Origin of the sequence: uncultured Rothia sp., assembly GCF_916715725.1 — a bacterium.
GTDB lineage: Bacteria > Actinomycetota > Actinomycetes > Actinomycetales > Micrococcaceae > Rothia.
Window position 1 is genome coordinate 462,875 of sequence record NZ_CAKAPD010000001.1, and the last position, 22,090, is coordinate 484,964.

Genomic DNA, 22,090 nt, shown 5'->3' on the forward strand with positions numbered 1-22,090 from the left:
GCGTAGCGTGAGCGAACGTATTGAACGAGTCGTCACCTCCGGCACCTTCTCGCTGGACGGCGGCTGCTGGGACGTCGACAACAACGTCTGGATCATCGGCAATGACTCCTCCGTGATCATCATTGACCCTGCCCACGACGTCGACAAGATCTCCCGCACCGTCGCAGGCCGCACCGTGGAGAAGATCCTGCTGACCCACGCCCACGACGACCACATCCGCAGCGCCAAAGAGGCGGCAGAACGCTTCGGCGCACCCGTCTACCTGAACCCCGCGGACCGTGTGCTCTGGGAAATGGTGTACCCCTCCTGGGACTTCGATCACGAACTCGCTGACGGCGACGTACTGCGCATCGGCGACACCGAACTGAAGGTCCTCGCCACCCCCGGCCACTCCCCCGGCTCCGTGTGCTTCTACGCACCCACCCTCAGCTGGGAGAACAGCGAAGGCGTCGTCTTCTCCGGCGACACCCTCTTCAACGGCGGCCCCGGCGCAACCGGACGCTCCTACAGCGACTTCGACACCATCATCGAGTCGATCTCGACCCGCCTGCTGACCCTGCCCGAGTCCACCGCGGTCCTCACCGGCCACGGCGACAGCACCGGCATCGGTCTGGAAGCACCCGAGCTTCCGGCATGGATCAAGCGCGGTCACTAAACCGGTAGCCTCACGCTGAGATTCTCACGCTGAAGCTCTCAGGCTGAGGCTCGCAACAAACCGAGCACGGTACACAAAAGGCGATGCCCCACCACCTGCAGAAGGTGGCGGGGCATCCGCCTTTTATCACGCGCTCATCACGCTCAAGCTACCGGCAAGGAACTAGCAGCAACCCAAACTAGCCGCGTTCCGTCTCAGCCAAAGGAGCCAGCTGCTCCTCATGCTCCTCACGCCACAGGTAGCCGTACAAATGACCCAACGCAAAATACAGAGTCGCAATAATCACCGGAACCATAAACGCATTACGGTAATACGGGGCGTCGCCCATATAGCCGCCCCACATACAGCCCAGCGCAAGACCAATGCCCAGCATCGAGCGGGTAAAGAAGCTCGCCTGCGCATCAGGAATATGCTTGAGCGAACGGTTCAGCCACAGCTCATGGCCGCCAAACGCCACACCCAGCACCGCACCACACAGCACCAACGCATAGAAAATCGTGGACGTATCATCGCTCGCCGGCAAATATAGCGCCGCCATAATCAGCAGAACGCCACTCGCCAGCCAGCCGTGCCACGGGTTCACCGAACGGCCACCCAGAACCACCGGGAAAGCCACCACCACGAGCGCACCGGTACCGGTCGCAACCATCGCCATGAACAGGTTCATCGAACCGTGAATCAGCGAGAAGCCCAGCAAACCAGAACCAACCGAACCCATGCAAGCACCCAGCAGAACCAGACCAAGAATCAGCACCACCGTCTGACGGCTCGGACGCACCAGATTCTGCGGCGGAGCCATACGAATACGCGAAATGTCCGGCAGCCACCTCGGCGCCGCCAGCACCACAATGAACAGCAGCGCATCCAGAATAATCGTGATCCAGAAACCCGCGTACTCATTATTCGGGGTGATGTACGCATCGCCCAGCCACACCAGCAGAGCAGCCAGCGGGTGCATCGACATGTTCGCCGTAGTACCCCACGACACCGCAGTCGACAAGCGAACATCACTGTACTGATAATTACGGCGATACAGCGACTCAAGCGCAAACGGAGTCCACGGCGGAGTAGTGAAACCCATCGCCACACAGGACAGCGCATGGTAGGTCGTACTCACGTTATTCGGGTCAACCGTCAAACGCCAACCAATCACCAGCATATTCAGCACCGCGGCAATATTCAGGAGCGACGTAATCGCCAGCAACGACCGCAAACCCAGGGCACGAACCAGCATCGGGCCGAGCATAATCTGCACCGAATACGCGCCCGTAAACGCCGCCACCGCATAGCCGCCATCATGCACACTACCCAGGTGGCTCGCCAACAGAATATACAGCGCAAACGCCGAAGAAGCCGCCGGAATGTGGAACAGAATCGTCAACACACTACGGGCAAAACCCTCAGCACGGAGCACCGCATACAGGTGACGACGCTGCTCCTTACCGTTGCGCAGGAACAACGCCCAATGCTGACGCAAAATATCCGGCACCGACGCGTTCGTATTAATCTCATCCGCAGCCGGAATCGGGCGAGGCGGCAACTCCTGCAACACGTGCTCGTTGTTGCGCACCACATCCGTCAGGGAGGTGCCCGGAACCGTCGGAATGCCCGTGCCCGAAGCACGCATTTTATTCAGCGCATCGGAGGCTGGGCTCACCTTCATGGTGCGCGGAGGAACTTCCGGCGCGGATGCGCCAGTGCGCGCATCAGCCGAAGGTTCCACACGATACGTTGAATTCGGGTCCCTATCCTGAGGTGTCGAGGTCATCATCTCTTTCACGAATAAGCCGCCGGACATGCCATAACAGCAGCCCGGAAGCGAATTTATGCCTACTAGGAGTTTACCCTCACCGACGAGCCGTTCTGACCCTTTTCGACCACAATCTGCGCCGGAATACGGTTCTTCATCTCCTCCACATGCGAAATCAGGCCAATAGTGCGGCCACTATCACGCAAGGATTCGATTGTGCCCATGACCATATCCAGGGTTTCGGCGTCCAACGTGCCAAAACCCTCATCAATGAACAGGGTGTCCAGCTCGATACCGCCGTTATTCGCCTGCACAACCTCAGCCAGACCCAACGCCAACGACAGCGACGCCAAGAACGACTCACCACCGGACAGCGACGACGCCTCACGCGGCTCACCCGTCCAGGTGTCGGTAATCTCCAGGTTCAGGCCGCCGCCGGAACGGCTACCCTTCGCACGGTGAGCGCTGAACACCATGCCGTAGCGGCCCTCACTCATACGATCCAGGTGCAGCGACGCCGAATGCAGAATCCGCTCAAACTCGGCACCCAGCACATAACTCACCAGGTCAACCTGATGCTCATAACCGCCCAGCGTGTCGCCGCGGGCAGCCGCCGCCAGGTTCGCCAGCATCTGCGCACGGTCATAACGCTGCGCCGTCTGCGCACGGAACGCCGCATACTCGCCACGCAGAGCCTGCAAAGAACGCAGCACGCTCTCCCGCTCGCCCTCACGAAGAGTCAAACGGTGCGCCGCCGCACGCAGCTGCTCAACCTGCTCACGCACACCCTGCAGATCATCCGGCGCCTGCTCACCGGCGGCAACACGAGCCGCCACCGCAATAATTGCCTCACGACCAAAGCCCTCTAGGAGGCGGGCATGCTCCAACTCATACGCGGCGACAGCCCGCTCCAGGGCATCGATGCGCGCGGGGGTGCGCACCGCCGCATGCACCAGCTCGGCGCGCTCAAACGAAGACTCAGCCAGCAGACGCTCAGCCGCAGCCACCGCCGAAGCATGACGCTCACGCGCCTGTCCCAACAGCAGCACCGCACGAGCAAGACGCTGATGCGCCGCACGGTAGCCCTCCACAGCCTCAACACGCTGCGCAAAACCCACCGCCGCACGAGCAGGCGCCAACTGCGCCGCAGCCGCCTCACAGCGCGCCGCAGCGTCACGGTGACGAGTCTGAGCTTCCACCGCCGCGCCCTCGATGGTGCGCAGCGCCTCCTGAGCCTTCTGCTGCTCAACCCGCACCCGCTCAGCCTTCGCCTGCACGCCGTCACGCGCCGTCACGCGCGACTGAGCCTGCGTGAGGCGGGTCTGCGCCTCCTGCAGCTGCGCGGCAGTCTGCTCAACATCGCACTCGCCCTGAGCCACCAGAGTCTCGTACTGGGTGCGGGCGGCGGCAAGCGCCTCGGAAGCTTCCTGATGCGCCTTGGTCGCCCGATCCTTAGCCAGTTCGTGGGTGCGAGCCTGCTTGTGCGCCTTGTCTTCACGCTCCTTGGCGGCGTCCAGGTCGGCGCGCTCAACCAGCTGCTCACCCTCGGCAATCTGCGCCGGGGCGGGGTGCTCGACCGAGCCGCAGACTGCGCAGGGTTCGCCGTCCTTGAGCTCACGCGCGAGCAGGGAGGACGCCTGGGCGAGGCGCAACACCTGCAGGTTCTTAAACTCCTCCGTCGCGGCGAGCGCCTGCTGAGCCGAGGCCTGCCACTTTTCCTGCGCCTTCTGCTCTGCGGTGGCGGTGCGCTTGCTCTGCTTCTCAGCTGCGGCGACCGCGGCGGATGCGGCGTCCAGTTTCTGCTGCATCTGCTGGGCGGCGTCGTGCTTCTGCTGCGCCTCGGTGACCAGGTGCGCGGCGAGGGTGCGTTCCTCATCGGCGGTGCTGTAGCCGGCGAGCTCTTCAGCAAGCTGCTCCGCGGCGGCGGTGAGGTCGCTCAGGGTCTTTTCGGCACGCGACTTGTCCTTCTCGAGGGCGTTAGCCTGCTTCAGCAGGGCGGCAACGGCGGCCTCCTCGTCGGCGAGCTGAGCGTCCTGCTTCTGCAGGGCACGCAGGGTATCGAGGAGCGCCTCCAGCTGGGTTTCCTGCTCGGCGGGTTCGAGATCCGGGAGCGCGGCGAAGGTCGTCTCTTCGGGGAAGGTGACTTCTGCGGCGGTTTCCTCATCGCGGAGTGCCGCAAGTAGGGCACCGCCGTTCTCCTCCAGCGCGGAAGCACACGCGGCCTGTTCCTGTTCCCGGGCGGTGAGCACCTGGGATTCAGCCTGGACCTGCGCGTACTGTGCGTGCAGGGGTGCGGCGGCACGCGCCTGCGCCAGCTCTTCACGTTGCGCCTTATGCTCGTCAGCGCGTTCGGTCAGGCGGGTACGGCGCTCGCAGAGCTGCTCGTATTCGCGCCAGTCGGCCTGCAGCTGGGCGCGTTCGGCGAGTAGGCGGGTGTTCCGGTCGGCTTCGTCGGTGAGGCGCTGCTGTTCCTGCTTTTCGCGCGCGGAGGTTTCGCGGGCGCGTTCTACTCCGCCGGCGACCCATGCGTCGAGGGTTTCGGCAGTGACATTCTCGGCAGTGACGCTCTCAGCGGTGAGCTGTTCGGAAGTCTCCGCCTCCACAGGGTCTTCGGTAGCGGAGCCCTCCCCTGCAGCATCTTCAGCGTCCGGATCCGCAACATCCAGTAGCGCCTGCAGGGCGAGCATTTCTACGCGGGCACGTTCAAGGTAGCCGCGCTGGGTGTTTTCGTCCTGGGCGACTTCCTGCTGGGCGGTTTTCGCTTCTTCGGTGAGTGCGGCGAAGAGCTGTTCGTAGTGTTCGACGGGGAACATCTTTTTGAGCAGTTCTTTGCGTTCTTTGGGCTTGGACTTGAGGAATTGCGCGAACTGACCCTGCGGCAGGAGTACGACTTTGAGGAATTGTTCTTTGGTCAGGTGGGTGCGTTCGGCGATGGTGCGGTTGACTTCGGCGACGCTGCTGGAGATGGGGGTCCAGGCTTTTTCGTCGGCGGGGTCGGCGCCGGGTGCGAGTTCGGCGAGGGTTGCTTTGGCGCTTTCTTCGCGCATCTGGCCTTTGCGGGCGCCGCGGGTGATGGGCTTGTTGTAGGCGGGGGTGCGGTCGATGCGCAGGCGCTTGCCGTGGAGGGTCACGTCGAGCAGCACGCGCGGTTTGGTGCCGCTGTGTGCCGCGTAGGTGGAGTGCAGTTTGGCGGATTCGCGGTCGCTGCTGGTTTCGCCGTAGAGGGCGTAGCAGATGGCGTCGAGGATGGTGGTTTTGCCGGCGCCGGTGGGGCCGTTGAGCAGGAATACGCCGGCGCTGTTGAGGGTGTCGAAGTTGATTTCTTGGCGCTTGGGGTATGCCATGAAGGCTTCGAATTCGAGGGTGTGCAGGATCATGCGTTGTCCTTGTGGCTTTTGATGTGGTCGCTGAGGGTGGTGATGACGTCGCGTTCTTCGCTGGTGAGGGGGCGGTTGCGTACGTATTGGTGGAATTGGTCGAAGGTGTCGACGGGGTCGGCGTCGCGGGTGGGTTGTGCGGCGGCGGGTTTGTCGGCGGCGGGTTGGGTGCTGCGGTAGCTGAAGTGGGAGATGGTTTCGTAGCGGCTGCGCAGGCGGTCGACGGCACCGACGGGTAGGGTTTCGTCGGTGAGCTCGATGCGGCAGTAGTAGCCGTGTTCGTAGTCGGTGTGTTCGGGGCTGTTGAGTAGCTGCTCCATGGTGCCGCGCAGGGTTTTCATATGTACGCGGGTTGCCCATTCGTGGCTGCTGATGGCGGGCTCTTCGCCGGGGTTGAGTTCGATGAGGTAGGCACCGTTGCGGTTGTGTTCTTCGCTGAATGAGAAGCCGATCGGGGAGCCGCTGTAGCGGATGGTGTGGGTGACGGGGTAGCGCTTGTGGATGTGGCCGAGCGCTACGTAGTCGAAGCCGTCGAAGAGGGAGGCGGGTACCCAGTCGATGCCGCCGACGCTGATGTCGCGTTCGGAGTCGCTGCGGGGCGTGGTATCAGCGCTACTGGCGGTGTCGCTGACGGTGGCGTGGCTCATGACGATGATGCGGTCGGCGCCTTCGCCGCGGGCGTGACGTTCTGCGGCGTCGGTGCGGATGGCGTCGGTGACGGCGCCGAGGACGGCGTGGTGGGTGGGATCTACACCGAGGGCGGTGGCATGGAGGCGCGGCGCGAGGTAGGGGATGGCGTAGACGTGTACGCGCAAGGTGCCGTCGGTGAGTTCGACGGGGCGGGTAGCGTCTTCGAGGCTGGTGCGCAGGTGCACGCCGGAGGCTTCGAAGAAGGCGGCGCCGTAGCTGAGGCGGCGGAAGGAGTCGTGGTTGCCGGAGCTGAGGATGACTTGCACGCCGGCGCGCATGAGGCGGGTGAGTGCTTGGTCGAGCAGGGTGGTGCTTTCGGCGGTGGGGATGGTGCTGTCGTAGACGTCGCCGCTGATGAGGAGAGTATCGATGCCTTCGGCGTGCACGTATTCGAGCAGTTCGTCGATGAACTGCTGGTGTTCGCGGGTGAGGGGGCTGCGGTGGAAGGTGCGGCCGAGGTGCCAGTCGGAGGTGTGCAGAATCTTCATGGTTTCAGTATGGCACTGCGTCATGTTTTGCGCCTCACAGTTCGTCATTCACGGGCGGAACCCTCTGCGGCGTAGGTGCTCATGCGGAGCGGGGGCTGCAGCCTCGGTATCTCCCCATCCCCGGAGTAGACGCCCCACCGCGGCGTAGGTGCTCATGCGGAGCGGGGGCTCCGTCCTCAAGGCGCTCAGCGCCGCAGAGGGAGCACTCCCCCGCGAGCATGAGCACGAAGCCGCCTGGTACACCCCACCCCGCACATCCTGAGCACAAAGCCGCCCGGTACATCCCCCGCGCATTCTAACCACCCATGGGATAATCGCCCTATGAGTTTTTCTTCTGTTGAGTTCACGCGTGCACCTGAGGTTTCGGCTGAGTTTGCGGGCAGGGTGCGCGGCCTGTTGTGTGCCTCTGCGCTGGGTGATGCGCTGGGCTATCCTCTTGAGCTACTGCCGGCGGATCAGATTGCGGCGTGCGACCCGAAGCCGTGGGATTCGGCGTTTGGTGAGCTGCTGATCAGTGATGATACGCAGCTGACCTGCTTCACTCTGGATGGTCTGACGGAGGTTTTGGAGTGGAATAATGAGGGCGCGGCGGCGGATGAGTTGGCGTGTCTGTGGTTGGCGTATTTGCGGTGGTTCCGCGGTATTGGTGAGGTTTTGCCGGAGTCTGCGCCGTTTTCGTTGGATCGTGAGATTGATGGGTCGGTGGAGTTGACGGCGCGTCGTGGTCCGGGTGCGGCGACGGTGCGGGCGTTGGGTACCGGTGAGATGCAGTTGGTGTCGAAGTCGGTGAATCCTGATGCTTTGGGTAGTGGCGCGTTGGTGCGTTCGGCGGCGTTGGGTGTTTTGCCGGTGGCGCAGGAGCGTACGGTGGTTTTGTTGGCGGTGCGTGCGGCGGCGTTGACGCATGGGCATCCGGAGGCGTTGGCTTCGGCGGCGGCGTATGCGTTGCTCATCCGCGACCTGTTGGCGTCCCCGTCCGGTTCCTTTGATGCGTTGTTGGGTGCGGTGCGCCGTGTGCTTGACTGGTGTGGCACGGTGGGCGCGGATGATTCGATGCCGGGTGATGCTGCGCGTACGGCGGCGGCGCTGAGTCGTGCCCTCGAGCTGCTGGAGGGCGGTACGGTGCCGGTTCCGGAGGCTGTGGCGGAGCATTTTGGTACAGGTTGGACTGCGCCGGAGCTGTTGGGTATGGCTCTCTGGTGCGCGGCGGATGCTGTGAAGAGTCTGCCTGCTGATGCTGACGATGCGGCGGTGCGCGAAGCCCTGTTTGGGGGTTTGTGCTGTGCGGTGTCGGTGGATTCGGATTCGGATTCGGTGGGTGCGATGACGGCGGCATTGTGGGCGGCGGCTGGCTTCCCGGTGGCTGCCGACAACGAGGCTGATACTTGGTCGCAGGCGCTGGCTCGTGTGCGCGGCCTGGATCAGGTGGAGGCGGTGGCGGACCGCTATCTGCGCCAGCTGGGCCTGTAACGGCACGGTACAGCTGGCGGCGTAACGGACATGCGTAGCGGGGGCTCCGTCCTCAAGGCGCCCCGGCGCCGCAGAGGGGGCACTCCCCCGCGAGCATCGTCCGCGAGCCGGTCGTACAAAACGGTGCCGCAAGCATCGTCCGCGAGCCTGTCATGCGGAACGGTGCCGTAAGCCGTCGCTCCAACCGCATATAAGTAACAGAAAAGGCTCTCCGATATCTCGGAGAGCCTTTTCTGTATGTGCTAGAACTAGCGAAACTGAACCTAGACGGCATAGCAGCGATGCGTAGCGGGGGCTCCGTCCTCGAAGCGCCCCCAGGCGCTGAAGAGGGGGCACTCCCCCGCGAGCATCGTCTGTGTGCCGGACAGCAGAACAGCTGCACGAGCATCCGCCCGCATCTTAGAACCGCTAGTCAGGAACTTTTAGTCCAGGTAGTCGCGCAGCACCTGCGAACGCGAGGGGTGACGGAGCTTAGACATGGTCTTCGACTCGATCTGGCGGATTCGTTCGCGGGTCACGCCGTAGACCTTGCCGATTTCGTCGAGGGTCTTGGGCTGACCGTCGGTCATGCCGAAGCGCATTGCGACGACGCCTGCCTCACGCTCGGAGAGGGTGTCGAGCACGGAGTGGAGCTGTTCCTGCAGAAGGGTGAAGGACACTGCGTCTGCGGGGACGACTGCCTCGGAGTCTTCGATGAGGTCGCCGAATTCGGAGTCGCCGTCTTCACCGAGGGGGGTGTGCAGGGAGATGGGTTCGCGGCCGTACTTCTGGACTTCGATGACCTTTTCGGGGGTCATGTCGAGTTCCTTGCCGAGTTCTTCGGGGGTGGGTTCGCGACCGAGGTCCTGGAGCATCTGGCGCTGCACGCGGGCGAGCTTGTTGATGACTTCTACCATGTGCACGGGGATGCGGATGGTGCGGGCCTGGTCTGCCATTGCGCGGGTGATGGCCTGGCGGATCCACCAGGTTGCGTAGGTGGAGAACTTGAAGCCCTTGGAGTAGTCGAACTTTTCGACGGCGCGGATGAGGCCGAGGTTGCCTTCCTGGATGAGGTCGAGGAAGAGCATGCCGCGACCGGTGTAGCGCTTGGCGAGGGAGACGACGAGTCGCAGGTTGGCTTCGAGCAGGTGGTTCTTGGCTCGCTTGCCGTCGTGGATGACCCAGCGCAGGGCTTTTTTGAGGTCTTTGTCCATGTCGGGGTTTTCGGCGAGCTTGTGTTCGGCGTAGAGGCCTGCTTCGATGCGCATGGCGAGGTCGACTTCCTGCTGTGCGTTGAGCAGGGAGACCTTACCGATCTGCTTGAGGTAGTCCTTGACGGGGTCGGCGGTTGCGCCGGGGGTGACGACGCGCTGTGCGGGTGCGTCGTCGTCGTCGTTTGCGGTGAGGACGAAGCCGGAGCCCTTGGCTGCTACTGCTTCTGCGGCCTTCTTTTCTTCTTTTTTGGCTACGGTTTCTTCGTCTTCTTCGTCGGTTTCGTCTTCGCCGTCGATGATTTCGAGGTCGGTGTCGAGTTCGAGGTCGAATTCGTCGTCGTCGCTCTTTTTGCGGCGGCCACCGGTCTTGCGCTTGGTTGCGGTTTTGGTGGTGGTGGTTTTGCGGGTGCGCTTGGGCTTGTCTTCCGCAGTTTCTGCAGCGGTTTCGGCGGTTGCGCCAGCGGTGTCTTCGGTTGCCGCTGCGGCCTTGGTGGTTGCCTTCTTGGTGCGGGTGGTCTTGGTGGTGGTTTTTGCGACGGTTTCTTCGGTTGCGTCGCCGGTCGCGGTCTTCTTGCTGGTTGCAGGTGCCACTAGAACCCTTTCTGGCTTGTGGTGGGGTGTTTTGTTTGCAAAACACCTAAGACCCTGTCAAGTCTGTGCTGGCGTCCTCGGTCGGGGTGTTTGCTGCTTTTGACGTGTTTAACGCTGTGGGGGCGGGTTTTATTCCGCGTGCGTTGGTCGTTTGCAGGGTTCCGTTGCTCGTTGTGTTGAGCTGTTTGAGGGCGCGTTGTAGCGCATTGACTGTACGGGGTCAATATATAAGTATTGCAGATTTTTGGTTGCTTTCAACTTGACGCGCTGTTTGGGGGCTTGTGGGCTTGGTTTTGGGTGGGTGCGGCTGTGTGCGAGAGGTGTGTGGGAGGGGCGTGCCGGGTGGTGGCGCGCCCCTCCCCTGTTTTGCGCCTCGAGTTTAGGTGCCGGGTTCACGTACCGAGCTTTAGACCTTTCGTGGTTTGAGGGTGCTGATGGGTTGGCGGTTTGCGCCGGGTTCGCCGCAGATGGTGTGTTTGATCCAGGCGGGTAGGCCTCCGGCGTTGAGGTGTACGTCGAGGATGTTGAGGTCTTCTCCTGTGGTGTGGTGGTGGGCTTCTTGGCGGAGCAGGCGGGCATAGGTGCTGTAGCCCTTGTACCAGTTGGCCCAGGCTTGGGTGTTGCGCAGCGTTGCGTATTCGCCGTCGGCACTGTGGGGCGTGAGCAGGCTGGTGAGCAGTTCGAGCCCGTTGAGGCGCTCCCAGTGGGGGCTGTCTAGTTCTCCTTTGAGGGCGCCGAGGTAGTGGGCGTAGACGGCTTGGTGGTTGGGGTTGGCGAGGTATTCGCTGTTGGTGTAGGCGTCGTCGATTCGTTGGCTGATCTCTTCGAGTTTGCGTGCGGCGGTGTGGTCGTTGGAGTCTCTTTGTTTGAGCAGGCGCGGGAGCACTTCTCGGTTGATGGTGTTGAGTTCGGTGGTGACGGCGAGGTCGGCGGGGCTGAGTTCTTGGAGTGCCCAGTGGTCGAGGTTGACCTGTTGGATGCCGCGGTTTTGTTGGACGCTGCGGTTTTGCTGAATAGCGCGGTGGGTGCGGCGGATCCAGTCTTGCCATTGCACGCATTTTTCGGGCACGGCACGTACGTGTGTCTGGTCGGCGCCGGGTGCGGTGCTGAGCATGCGGGTGAAGCTTTCGGGCATGTAGGTTTTTCGGGTGATGCGGGTGCCGTAGTGGGGCGGTTCGAGCGGGTCGATGCCTGGGAGGGCGACGGGTCGGGGGCCGCCGAGGGCGTAGTTGGTGTGTTGGGCGGCGTAGTGCATGTGGGCGAGCGCTTTTTGGGCGTGGTTGAGCCCGTATCCGGCGAGGTAGGTGAGCATTTCGGGGGTGATGGGGTTGAGTGCCATCGGTGCGATGGAGGCGCGTAGGTGCCCGGCGACTTCGGCGGGGATGAGGTCGCGCAGCGCATCACCGATGGTGGGTGCCTTAGCATCATCGACCGGGTGGGTGGTGAGCAGGTGCGCGGCGGCGTTGATGGCGGCGTCCCAGTAGCAGAGGTCGATTTGGGCTTGGTGGTAGATGGCGTGGACGTTGGTGCGGCGGGCGTCGTCGCGCCGTGCGGTGTTGGTGCGGGTGTGGTCCCAGAGTTCTACGGCGTTTTCCCAGTCGTGGCGGGTTTCGGGGTTGCCGGTGGGGTCGGTGTCCCAGGGGCTGTGGGCGTAGTTGTGGTGGGCGTTGGGGGCGATGGTGTCGCCGTGGCGGGTGAGCCAGGTGTAGTAGCCGCTGTGGTGGATTTCTTCGATGGGCGCGAGGAGGGTGAGTGCTTGCTGTTCGGGGTCGAGCGCCCAGATGCTGGCGCCGCCGGCGTAGATGATGTCTTCGCAGCGTAGTTCGCTGACGATGCGCGGGTCGTGGAGCAGGTGGAGCCAGGTGTTGATGTTGATTTGGGTGTCGACGTCCTCTTGAATTTCTTCGATGGCGGCGAGTTGCGCGGTGTCGGGGCTGAGTTGGCGTTGGCGTACGGTGTTGTCGCCGTCGACGATGACAGTGTAGAAGCGGGTGAGGGTTTCGCCGTTGTGGCAGGTGGGTAGTTTGGCGAAGGTTTCGTGGAGGAAGTCAGCGCGTTCGGGCAGGGTGCAGGGTTCGTCGGGGAGGTTGACGCGCAGGCTGGGGCCGAGGGTGTCTTCGGTTGCGGTGAGGATGATGAGTGAGTGGTCGGGCCAGTAGCCGTGCTGGTGGAGGGCGCTGCTGAGCACGTCGTATTCGTTGCGGATGGGCGGGGGCGTGTCGTAGTTGCCGCTGTTGAAGTGGTCGCTGTTGAGGTGGTTGCTGTTGGGGGTGTTCCCGTTGGAGATATTGTTTGCGTTCATGCCTTCACGGTGGCATGGTTTGGGCGGGTGCGCAGGTTATACAAATAAATCTGTGGATACTTCGGTTCATAGGTCCGAAGATTCCACAGATTTATTCGTATTGTTCGTTTGTACGCTGGGGTTTGTCCACAGCGGCGCGGGGTGCCGCGTCATAATCTGTCATGCAGAGTAAGGGCCCCCCAGAGTAAGGGCGCACCGGGTACTTTCCCTACTGCACGCGCTTTACTGCACGCGCCCTACTGTTCGTCGAGGAATCGCTCAAAGAGCGCACCAATCTCGTCGCGGCTGGGCACGTTGTGCGCGTCGCGTCGCGAGAGGGGAACCGCAATGTCGGAGGTGCGGAAGTTCTCGTCGTAGTTCTCTTCCATGGTCGTAATCATGCGACCAATTTCGGGGTTCTGCTTGACCTGATCGTTAATCTGGCTGTGCACGTGGCGTGCGGCTTCGCGCAGGTTCTCGGTGGGTAGCGAGAGGTGCGCCGCCATGCCCACGTGTTCGAGGGCGGTGAGGGTGCCCTGCGGCAGGTCCGCCTCCGAAATGTACTGGGGAATGTTCACGCCGAAGCCGACGGTGTCGATTCCGTTTTCGGTGAAGAGCACTTCCAGCAGGTTGGTGACGGTCGCGTGTACGTCCGCGCTGGGCTTCCACGGGGAGATGCCGCGAATCAGGTCCTTGCGGGAGCCGTGTGCGGTAATCGGGAAGGGGCGGGTGTGCGGCACCGGCATGGGGAATGCGGAGACCAGCACGACCAGGGAGGGCTTGACCCGCTGGGCGATGGTCAGCACCGCCTTTTCGAAGCGCTGCCACTGCAGGTCCGGTTCAGCACCGGTGAGCAGCAGGAACGGCTTGTTGAGGCTGTCTTCTACGGCGTAGAGCTTCAGCTGCGGGTATTGCGGCTTTTCGAAGTGGTCTTTTTCGTAGCGGATGAAGGGGCGGCGGGCACGGTAGTCGTGCAGCTGGTCGCTGTCGAACTCGACGATTTCAATATTCTTGAGTTCGCTGAGCAGCACCTGTCCGAGCTGGCCGGCGGTGGAGCCTGCATCCTGCGGGCTGGAGAGGGCAATGACGAGGGTCAGCCCGTGCATCCGGGGGTCATCCAATATTTTGGTGTTGGCTAAGTAGAGATCTTCGGGGTTGAGCATCGTGCCTCCTCACTTCTGTCTGGTTCGCGCCGCGTTCGGGTGGGCTTAGCGTTTCATGCCGGTACCCGAGGTGGTGGGGCGAAGGGGCGTCTTCTGTTATCTGACGCTTTCCGTAGTCTTTCATTTTATGCCACGACTGCCCCGTATCGACAGTGTGCGGGCTTTTCTCGCAGTAGGTGAACTTGTTGAGGGTTGTGCCGACGTTCTTAAGACGCTGCAGCTCGGCTTTTTGCACGTTTTTCCTGTTCTGCCAGCGGCTCGGGGTGAGAGCTGAACCTCACGCCCTCCTACATATCCGTGTAGAGTAGAAGCAGTAGTCCGCGCGGCTTTGCGCGGCGGTATTCATCCTCACTCTTCGAGGGCCTACAGTTGAGTTTTTCGGGCGCGAGGATGTGCCCCGACTATTTCGAGAAGACATACGCAAAGGAGTAACGATGTCTCTGTCTCTGTCTATTCACAGCACCGACCTTGAAGCGCTCGAAGCTGACGTTCTGGTTCTGGGCGTTCTGAAGGGCGATGACGGCGCCTACCTGGCACCGAACTCGCTGTCTGAGGAGTCTGTTGAGGGTATTAACGAGCTGCTGGAGGCGCTGGGCGCCTCGGGTGCACCCGATCAGCTGCTGCGTCTGCCGGGCCTTGAGGACACCGGCGCCGGCATTGTTGCTCTGGCGGGTCTGGGTTCTGATACTGCTGAGGGTCAGGAGCGTCTGGACGCCCTGCGTTACGCTGCCGGTTCTGCGGCTCGTCAGCTGGTTGGTTCCGCTGAGGAGATTGCGTTCGATTTCGGCGTTTCCTCGGTGGAGGAAATTGAGGCGATTGCTCACGGTGCTGTGCTGGGTAACTTCGTTGAGGAGGGCCTGCGCGGCAAGACTCAGGATTCGATCAAGGAAGAGATCGATTCAATCCTGATCGTTTCGTCGATTGATCAGGAAGAGGCTGAAGAGGCTCTGGTTCACGCCCTGGTTCTGGGTGAGACCGCTAAGGATGCTCGCCGCCTGGTGAACCTGCCCCCGTCGCACCTGTACCCGGAGACTTTCGCTGAGTTCGTGGCTGAGGTCGCTGAGGATTACTCGAACGTTGAGATTGAGCTGTTCCACCACGACCGCCTGGCTGAGGAGGGCTTCGGCGGCATTTCCGGTGTTGGTCAGGGTTCGCCCCGCAAGCCGGTTCTTGCCGTTGTGAAGTACGTTCCGGAGAACCCGAAGGCTCACGTGGCTCTGGTGGGTAAGGGCATTACTTTCGACACCGGTGGTAACTCGCTGAAGCCTGCCGCTTCGATGATGACCATGAAGTGCGATATGGCGGGTGCCGCATCCGTGCTGAACGCTGTGCTTGCTTCTGCTGAGCTGGACGTTCCGGTTGCTGTGACCGGTTACCTGTGCCTGGCTGAGAACATGCCCGGCGGTCACGCTCTGCGCCCGGAGGACGTCATCACCATGCGTGACGGTCGTACCGTTGAGGTGCTGAACACTGACGCCGAGGGCCGCCTGGTCATGGCTGATGGTATTGCGCTGGCTTCTGAGTCGAACCCGGACGTCATCCTGGATATCGCTACTCTGACCGGTGCCGCTATGGCTGCTCTGGGTCTGCGCACTGCGGCTCTGCTCGGTGACGAGGAGATTCGTGACCGCGTGATTGCAGCCGGTGCCGCTGCGGGCGAGTCTTACTGGCCGATGCCGCTGGAGTCCTACCTGCGCAAGAGCCTGGAGTCCCCCGTTGCTGACCTGAAGAACATTGGTTCTCGCTACGGTGGTGCGCTGACTGCGGGTCTGTTCCTGAAGGAGTTCGTGGGCGAGGGCATCCCCTGGGCTCACCTGGACATTGCGGGCCCCGCATTCAACGAGGAGGCTCCCTACGGCTTCACCCCGAAGGAGGGTACCGGTTTCGGTACCGCTACCCTGGTGAACTTCATCCAGTCCTACGCTAAGTAGCCTGTAGTCTCGCTGGGCGCGCATCCTAGCTGGCGTATATCACTGGCATGTAGCCGCGCAGCATAGAGCTAATCAGAGGAGGGCTTTTCCGGTATTTCGTACCGGGGAGCCCTCCTTTTGTCTGTTCTTGACCGATGCTGCGCGCTCGTTGAGGCTGCGCTGTAATAGCGCTGTGCCGGTGCTGTCATCGGGCTGTTCTATGACGCGCCTCTTTTCTTGAGTGGTGAAAAATTTGCGCTGTTTGGGTGATTAATCAGCTAAAACCGCCCTGAGTGAACTTAAACGACCCTCAACGGGGGTATTGTTGTATTAAGTGTTTTTCTGCGTACGCGGAGGGGCGCGCGATTTTTGTGAGTCGCGGGCCTTTCGCGCATGCTGGGGAAACCTACCAATAAATTGGTAAAGAACTCATTGCAGGGGTCTTTAGCCCCCACAACTATGCAAGGGAGCAATATCGTGGCTCAAGAATTCGACATCCTCATCCTCGGCGGCGGTTCCGCTGGCTACTCTGCAGCTATTCGCGCACGCCAGCTAGGCTTCACCGTCGGCCTGATCGAGAAGGAAAAGGTCGGCGGCACCTGCCTGCACACCGGCTGTATCCCCACCAAGGCGTACCTGCACGCTGCTGAGCTGGCTGAAGAGGCACGCGAGGCGTCCAAGGTTGGCGTTAACGCTGTTCTGCAGTCCATCGAGATGGGCAAGGTTCGCGATTACAAGGACGGCATCGTCTCCGGTAAGTTCAAGGGTCTTGCAGGCCTGCTGAAGATGAAGGGCGTAGAGGTTATCCCCGGCGAGGGTAAGCTGACCGCTCAGGACACCATCACCGTCGGTGGTGTTGAGTACAAGGGTAAGAACATTATCCTGGCATCCGGCTCGGTCTCCAAGACCTTCGGTCTGCCCATTGAGGGTCGCGTTCTGACCTCCACTGAGGCACTGGAGATGGACTACCTGCCCAAGAGCGCTATCGTGCTCGGCGGCGGCGTGATTGGTTGCGAGTTCGCATCCATGTGGAACGCTATGGGCGTTGACGTCACCATCATCGAGGGCCTGCCGAACCTGGTTCCCAACGAGGACCCGGCAATCATCAAGGTTCTGGAGCGTGCGTTCAAGAAGCGCGGCATCAAGTTCAACACCGGCACCCTCTTCGAGAAGGTTGAGCAGGACGCTAACGGTGCTAAGGTCACCCTGGCTGACGGCAAGGTCTTCGAGGCAGAGATCGTTCTGGTTGCTGTTGGTCGTGGCCCGAACACCGCAAACATGGGCTACGAGGAGCAGGGCATCCCCATGGATCGCGGCTTCGTCCTGGCTAACGAGCGCCTGCACACCGGCGTTGGCAACATCTACGCTGTTGGCGACATCGTCCCCGGCGTTCAGCTGGCTCACCGCGGTTACCAGCAGGGTATCTTCGTTGCTGAGGAAATCGCTGGCCTGAACCCCTCCATCGTTGAAGACGTGAACATCCCCAAGGTCACCTTCTGTGACCCGGAGATCGCTTCCGTTGGCTACTCCGAGCCCAAGGCTAAGGAGAAGTTCGGCGCTGAGAACGTTGAGACCGCTGAGTACAACCTGGCTGGTAACGGTAAGTCCGCTATCCTCGGTGCTACCGGTATCGTGAAGGTTGTCCGCCAGAAGGACGGCCCCATCGTTGGTGTTCACGCTATTGGTAAGCGCATGGGTGAGCAGATTGGTGAGGCTCAGATGTGGGTTGCTTGGGAAGCATTCCCCGAGGACGTCGCTAAGTTCATCCACGCACACCCGACTCAGAACGAGTCCCTGGGTGAGGCAGCAATGGTCCTGAACGGCACCCCGCTGCACAGCGCATAAATTTTGCTGACTGGCGTTAGCGCGTCAGCTTAGTATTGACGACCGTTGGTCGTTAGCGGTTGCCGGGCGTATCCGCTGAACAACGCCCCTATCCGGATGCGCGTCGACGTGCTTTGACGCATACGGCGCGCATCCGGGTCGCCGCTCACATTTTTCTAGTTCAAGCATTCACAAGGAGAACGGGAAAGATTATGTCCCACACCGTAGTACTGCCCGCACTGGGCGAGTCCGTGACCGAGGGTACCGTTACCCGCTGGCTCGTTGAGGTCGGCGACACCATTGAGGTTGACGCACCCCTGGTTGAGGTTTCCACCGACAAGGTTGATACCGAGGTTCCCTCCCCCGTAGCAGGCGTTGTTGAGCAGATTCTCGTCCCCGAGGACGAGGACGTCGAGGTCGGCGCTGCTCTGGCTATCATTGGCGACGGTTCCGGTGCTGCTGCTCCGGCTGCTCCCGCAGCTGTTGAGGCTCCCGCAGCTCCCGCTCCGGTTGCTGAGGCTCCCGCTGCACCCGCTGCTGCTCCGGCTGCTCCCGCAGCTGCTGCTGCAGGCATCGAGGTCGTACTGCCCGCACTGGGCGAGTCCGTCACCGAGGGCACCGTTACCCGCTGGCTGAAGGAAGTTGGCGAGCAGGTTGAGGTTGACGAGCCCCTGGTTGAGGTTTCCACCGACAAGGTTGACACCGAGGTTCCCTCCCCCGTAGCAGGTACCCTGCTCGAGATCCGCATCCCCGAGGATGAGGACGCAGAGGTTGGCCAGGTTCTGGCTATCATCGGCGACGCTGCTGCTGCAGCTGCACCGGCTGCTCCCGCTGCACCCGCTCCGGTTGCTGAGGCTCCTGCTGCTCCCGCAGCACCCGCTGCTCCGGCTGCTCCCGCAGCTCCTGCAGCTCCCGCTGCACCTGCCGCTCCGGCAGCTGCTGAGGGCGAAGCATACGTGACCCCGCTGGTCCGTAAGCTCGCTAAGGACAACGGCATCGACCTGTCCACCGTCAAGGGCACCGGTGTTGGTGGCCGCATCCGCAAGCAGGATGTTCAGGCTGCTATCGCTGCTAAGGGTTCCGCTGCTCCCGCCGCTGCTGCACCCGCTGCAGCTGCTGGTTCTGCAAAGGCACCGCACACCTTCGAGGTTTCCCCCAAGCGTGGCACCGTCGAGAAGACCGCACGTATCCGCCAGGTTATTGCAAAGCGTATGCGTGAGTCCCTGGACGTCTCCACCCAGCTGACCCAGGTCACCGAGGTTGACGTGACCCGCGTTGTCCAGCTGCGTGCAAAGGCTAAGGACGGCTTCGCTGCTCGCGAGGGCGCAAAGCTGACCTTCCTGCCCTTCTTCGTCCAGGCAACCGCTGAGGCTCTGCAGCAGCACCCCGCTCTGAACGCGTCCATGACCGAGGACTACAAGCAGATTACTTACCACGGCTCCGAGAACATCGCTATTGCTGTGGACACCCCCAAGGGTCTGCTGGTTCCCGTCATCAAGAACACTTCTGACCTGGGCATTGCTGGCCTGGCAAAGGCTATTGGCGACCTGGGTGGCCGCGCACGTACCGGCGACATCTCCCCCGAGGAGCTGTCGGGTTCGACCTTCACCATCACCAACATTGGTTCCTTCGGTGCACTGTTCGACACCCCGATCATCAACCAGCCGAACGTTGCAATCCTCGGTACCGGTTCCATCGTGAAGCGCCCCATGGTTATCCAGGATGCAGACGGTAACGACGTTATCGCTATCCGCTCCATGTGCTACCTGTCCCTCACCTACGACCACCGCGTGGTCGACGGTGCAGACGCAGGTCGCTTCCTGCGCACCGTCAAGACCCGCCTGGAGGAGGCAAACTTCGAGTCTGAGCTGGGCCTCTAAGACCTGCAAAGATTCAAGGAAGTTTCCTTGTGGCGGTACCCTGACGGGTAACCGAGCGTAGCTCCCCGGTTTTTTCGGGGGAACGTAAAAGCGGCGGCTCCATCCACTTCGGTGGGTGGGGCCGCCGCTTTTGTTATGCCCGTTGAATGCTCCATGGTGCGGAGCGTGTACTGCGGTTATGCCGCGACGGGTTCGGCGCGGGCGATTTCCCAGCCTTTCTCCCCGCGGTGCAGGTCGAAGATGACTTTCTGACGGGTGACGCCGTGTTCTTCGCTGAGTTTGCGGGCTTCCTGCTCGGTTTTATCGGCGCGGTAGCCTGGTGCGGAGACTACCGCCATGACGCGGATGTTCTCGCCGTCTCGGCTGAGTTCTTCGGTGGTGTCGACGATGAGTTCTGCGCCGCCTCGGGCACGGCGTTCTTGGTTTCGCTGGTCGATCAGGGCACGTAGAATCTGATCGCCCTGCGCGCTCTGATCCTGTGTGCTCTGATCCGGTATTTCCGTGCCGCCGGGCTCCTGCTCCCCCGCAGTGTTCACGGATTGAGCGGATACGGGCTGCGCCGTTGCCGGGGCGTTCTGCCCGTAGAGGGTGAACCCGAGCGGTAGGGCGATGGATCCCAGAGCCAGCGCGGCTACGCCCAGACGTACGGAGGGACGGCTCAGCGCACCGCGTAGCGCCGTCAGGCGGGATGTGCCCGTCGATTCTGTGCCCACCGCATCTGCGTTCTTTGGGGCTGGGTTTGCGGAGCTCGCCACAGGGCTCAACGGCATAGAGCCTGCGGCAGCTGCCGGCTTCTTCACGCGAGGCAAACGTTCCGCTAGGTACCGTTGCGCCTTCTGCGTCTTTGAGAGCTTCTGTACCGGCGCGGGCTCCACAGCTGCGGGAATGAGGGCGCGGGCTCGTTCTGAACAGCTCAGGTAGACGTTGAGCGGGCGAGGCGACACCTCCTCCGCCAGGGCGACCACGGAGCTGAGCCCTGCGAGCGCCGCCTCCCGGGCGGGTGCGTCCAGCAGGTATTCAAGGGCTCTGCCGAGGCGCTCAATCCACTCGCTGTTGGGTGTACCTTCGGTTGCGGTGCCGACCGCTCCCATGCACAGCGAATCCATGCGCAGTGAGAGGGGTACGCGGGCGGCGGAGGGTTCCGGCGCGTGCCCGCAGGCGGCTTGCCAGAGCAGGGCGGCGGCGGAACGCGCGTAGTCACCGTAAGCGACTGTGAGCTGTTCAGCGTCGAGAGATTCCGCTTCACGATAGACGGCATCTGGTAGAAGGAGTTTGGGTACTCCGGCGGCGCTCAGCGCAATGTATTCGGCGCTTAGTTCGGCGCGCCCCTCCCCCACCTTTTTGAGGCTGCCGAGCGCCCGGTGCAGGGTGCGTACCAGGGTCATGAGCTCGGCGGGTGTCAGGGTGCGAGCACGCAGGAGCTTGTCGAGGGTGCCCGCGTCGAGGGGCTCGTACCAGAGGCACAGCTTGCTGTCGTACTCCTCGCTGGTGACGGCGTGGAGTTTGGCGACTCCGGGTGCGTTCCGCAGGGCGGCGGCTACCTGCGGGGTCTGAGCGTGAGTGGATGCATCCGTGCTTTCCTCGAATCCGTACCCGTTGGCTGCCGCACGCAGAGTGGGCGCGGAGGGAGCGGCACCCTCGGGTGCAGAAATGGTGCGCAGGGTGTAGCGTCCGGGGCGCACGGAGGTTGCCGGGGATACGGGAGTTACGGAGGGCACGCTCTCGGCGGTTCCACCCCGGCACTCAACAATCTGCAGGGTGGGCAGAGCCGTGTTGGCGATGCTTTCCAAAACGTGTGCTTCTTTGCTTCTCATACCACCATGTTATCAAATAACATCAAACAACATGTTTAGGCTAAGTAAAACACTATAAATAAACCATGCAACCCTAAAATCAACACCCAAAATATTCGCCCCATCAACCCACCGCACCCGCCCGTAACATTCCTACATGTTCGCTCATCACGTGATTCAGGGCGCCCTAATTTTCTTCCCTCCACTAGCAGTACTAAGGTAGAAAGTATGTCTGTGACGATTGAACGCGTGGGCTTCGCCCCGAACTATGTGAACTATATTGAGTGCCTGGACGAGCAGTACCGCATCCACGATGAGGTGGCTAACCGCACCCGCCAGAATACGATTCTTCTGCTTGAGCATGAGGCAGTGATTACCGCGGGTAAACGCACCGAAGACCACGAATACCCCACAGACAAGTCCACCCCCGTCGTCAAGATTGACCGCGGCGGCAAGCTGACCTGGCACGGCCCCGGCCAGCTGACTGCATACCCGATTCTGCGTCTGCCCGAGCCCATTGACGTGGTGGCGTATGTGCGCATCGTTGAGGAGATTATCATCAACGTCCTGGCTGGTCTGGGCATTAAGGGTGAGCGTGTTGAGGGCCGTAGCGGCGTGTGGATTCTGGGCGACGGCATCACCCAGGACAAGAAGATCGCGGCGCTGGGCATGCGCGTTTCGCGTAACACCACCATGCACGGCTTCGCGATTAACTGTTGCAACGACACCGCGCCTTTCCAGCAGTTCATTCCCTGCGGTATTAGCGATGCCGGCGTTACCACGATTTCGGAGCAGCTGGGTCGCACCGTCACCCCCGCCGATATTTTGGAGCCGCTGGAGGCGGAGCTTCTGAAGTACCAGGACCGCCTGGCGGAGTCCTTCGAGCCCGTCGCGGCGCAGGACTAAACGCAGAACTAAGCACAGGGTTAGACGTAGCCAAGAAGCATCGAACGGGCCGTACACGTAACGCATCCGGCTTTGTTCGTCATATACGAAAATCAGTTTCACCTACGCCTGAGCGGGCG

Annotated in this window: 13 protein-coding genes; 6 read left to right on the forward strand and 7 right to left on the reverse strand. The window is 62.0% G+C overall.

The window, feature by feature from the left end; translation table 11 throughout:
- The first annotated feature begins 7 nt into the window (after positions 1-7).
- Positions 8-655: an MBL fold metallo-hydrolase gene (locus tag QZ822_RS01745; protein WP_005508635.1), complete on the forward strand. Its 648-nt coding sequence runs from the start codon at positions 8-10 to the stop codon at positions 653-655.
- A gap of 178 nt (positions 656-833) precedes the next feature.
- Here QZ822_RS01745 and QZ822_RS01750 read toward each other — a convergent pair whose 3' ends face one another.
- The 3 genes from QZ822_RS01750 to QZ822_RS01760 form a co-directional block, all read right to left on the reverse strand.
- Complete coding sequence (locus QZ822_RS01750) at positions 834-2,423, reverse strand: MFS transporter (protein WP_294642115.1); 1,590 nt, start codon at positions 2,421-2,423, stop codon at positions 834-836.
- 65 nt (positions 2,424-2,488) lie between these two features.
- Complete coding sequence (locus QZ822_RS01755) at positions 2,489-5,782, reverse strand: SMC family ATPase (RefSeq protein WP_294642117.1); 3,294 nt, start codon at positions 5,780-5,782, stop codon at positions 2,489-2,491.
- Entirely contained in the window at positions 5,779-6,984 is a 1,206-nt protein-coding gene (locus QZ822_RS01760) for an exonuclease SbcCD subunit D (RefSeq protein ID WP_294642119.1), read from the reverse strand. The genes QZ822_RS01755 and QZ822_RS01760 overlap by 4 nt, the downstream gene beginning before the upstream one ends.
- Positions 6,985-7,281: 297 nt before the next feature.
- On the opposite strand from QZ822_RS01760, the gene QZ822_RS01765 reads away from it, so the two are divergent.
- On the forward strand, positions 7,282-8,430 hold the full coding sequence (locus tag QZ822_RS01765; protein WP_294642121.1) for an ADP-ribosylglycohydrolase family protein: 1,149 nt from the start codon (positions 7,282-7,284) through the stop codon (positions 8,428-8,430).
- 422 nt (positions 8,431-8,852) lie between these two features.
- On the opposite strand, the gene QZ822_RS01770 is transcribed toward QZ822_RS01765, so the two are convergent.
- The 3 genes from QZ822_RS01770 to QZ822_RS01780 form a co-directional block, all read right to left on the reverse strand.
- Positions 8,853-10,214, reverse strand: a complete 1,362-nt coding sequence (locus QZ822_RS01770; RefSeq protein ID WP_294642123.1) for an RNA polymerase sigma factor — start codon at positions 10,212-10,214, stop codon at positions 8,853-8,855.
- A gap of 406 nt (positions 10,215-10,620) precedes the next feature.
- Positions 10,621-12,516 (reverse strand): metal-dependent hydrolase, encoded by a 1,896-nt coding sequence (locus tag QZ822_RS01775; protein ID WP_294642125.1) that lies wholly within the window; start codon positions 12,514-12,516, stop codon positions 10,621-10,623.
- Positions 12,517-12,752: 236 nt separating this feature from the next.
- Positions 12,753-13,658, reverse strand: a complete 906-nt coding sequence (locus tag QZ822_RS01780) for a PAC2 family protein (protein WP_294642127.1) — start codon at positions 13,656-13,658, stop codon at positions 12,753-12,755.
- Positions 13,659-14,092: 434 nt separating this feature from the next.
- On the opposite strand from QZ822_RS01780, the gene QZ822_RS01785 reads away from it, so the two are divergent.
- The 3 genes from QZ822_RS01785 (at position 14,093) to sucB (ending at position 19,272) form a co-directional block, all read left to right on the forward strand.
- Entirely contained in the window at positions 14,093-15,589 is a 1,497-nt protein-coding gene (locus tag QZ822_RS01785; RefSeq protein WP_294642129.1) for a leucyl aminopeptidase, read from the forward strand.
- A 438-nt stretch (positions 15,590-16,027) separates the two neighbouring features.
- A complete protein-coding gene (gene lpdA, locus QZ822_RS01790) occupies positions 16,028-17,413 on the forward strand; it encodes a dihydrolipoyl dehydrogenase (protein ID WP_044145795.1) in 1,386 nt (461 codons plus the stop codon).
- A gap of 191 nt (positions 17,414-17,604) precedes the next feature.
- Positions 17,605-19,272 (forward strand): 2-oxoglutarate dehydrogenase, E2 component, dihydrolipoamide succinyltransferase, encoded by a 1,668-nt coding sequence (gene sucB / locus QZ822_RS01795; protein WP_294642131.1) that lies wholly within the window; start codon positions 17,605-17,607, stop codon positions 19,270-19,272.
- Between the two features lie 176 nt (positions 19,273-19,448).
- Here the strand turns inward: sucB and QZ822_RS01800 are convergent, their stop codons facing one another.
- Complete coding sequence (locus QZ822_RS01800; protein ID WP_294642133.1) at positions 19,449-21,062, reverse strand: peptidase; 1,614 nt, start codon at positions 21,060-21,062, stop codon at positions 19,449-19,451.
- Between the two features lie 126 nt (positions 21,063-21,188).
- Here QZ822_RS01800 and lipB point away from each other — a divergent pair, with 126 nt between their 5' ends.
- Complete coding sequence (gene lipB / locus QZ822_RS01805) at positions 21,189-21,971, forward strand: lipoyl(octanoyl) transferase LipB (protein ID WP_294642166.1); 783 nt, start codon at positions 21,189-21,191, stop codon at positions 21,969-21,971.
- Positions 21,972-22,090 lie beyond the last annotated feature (119 nt).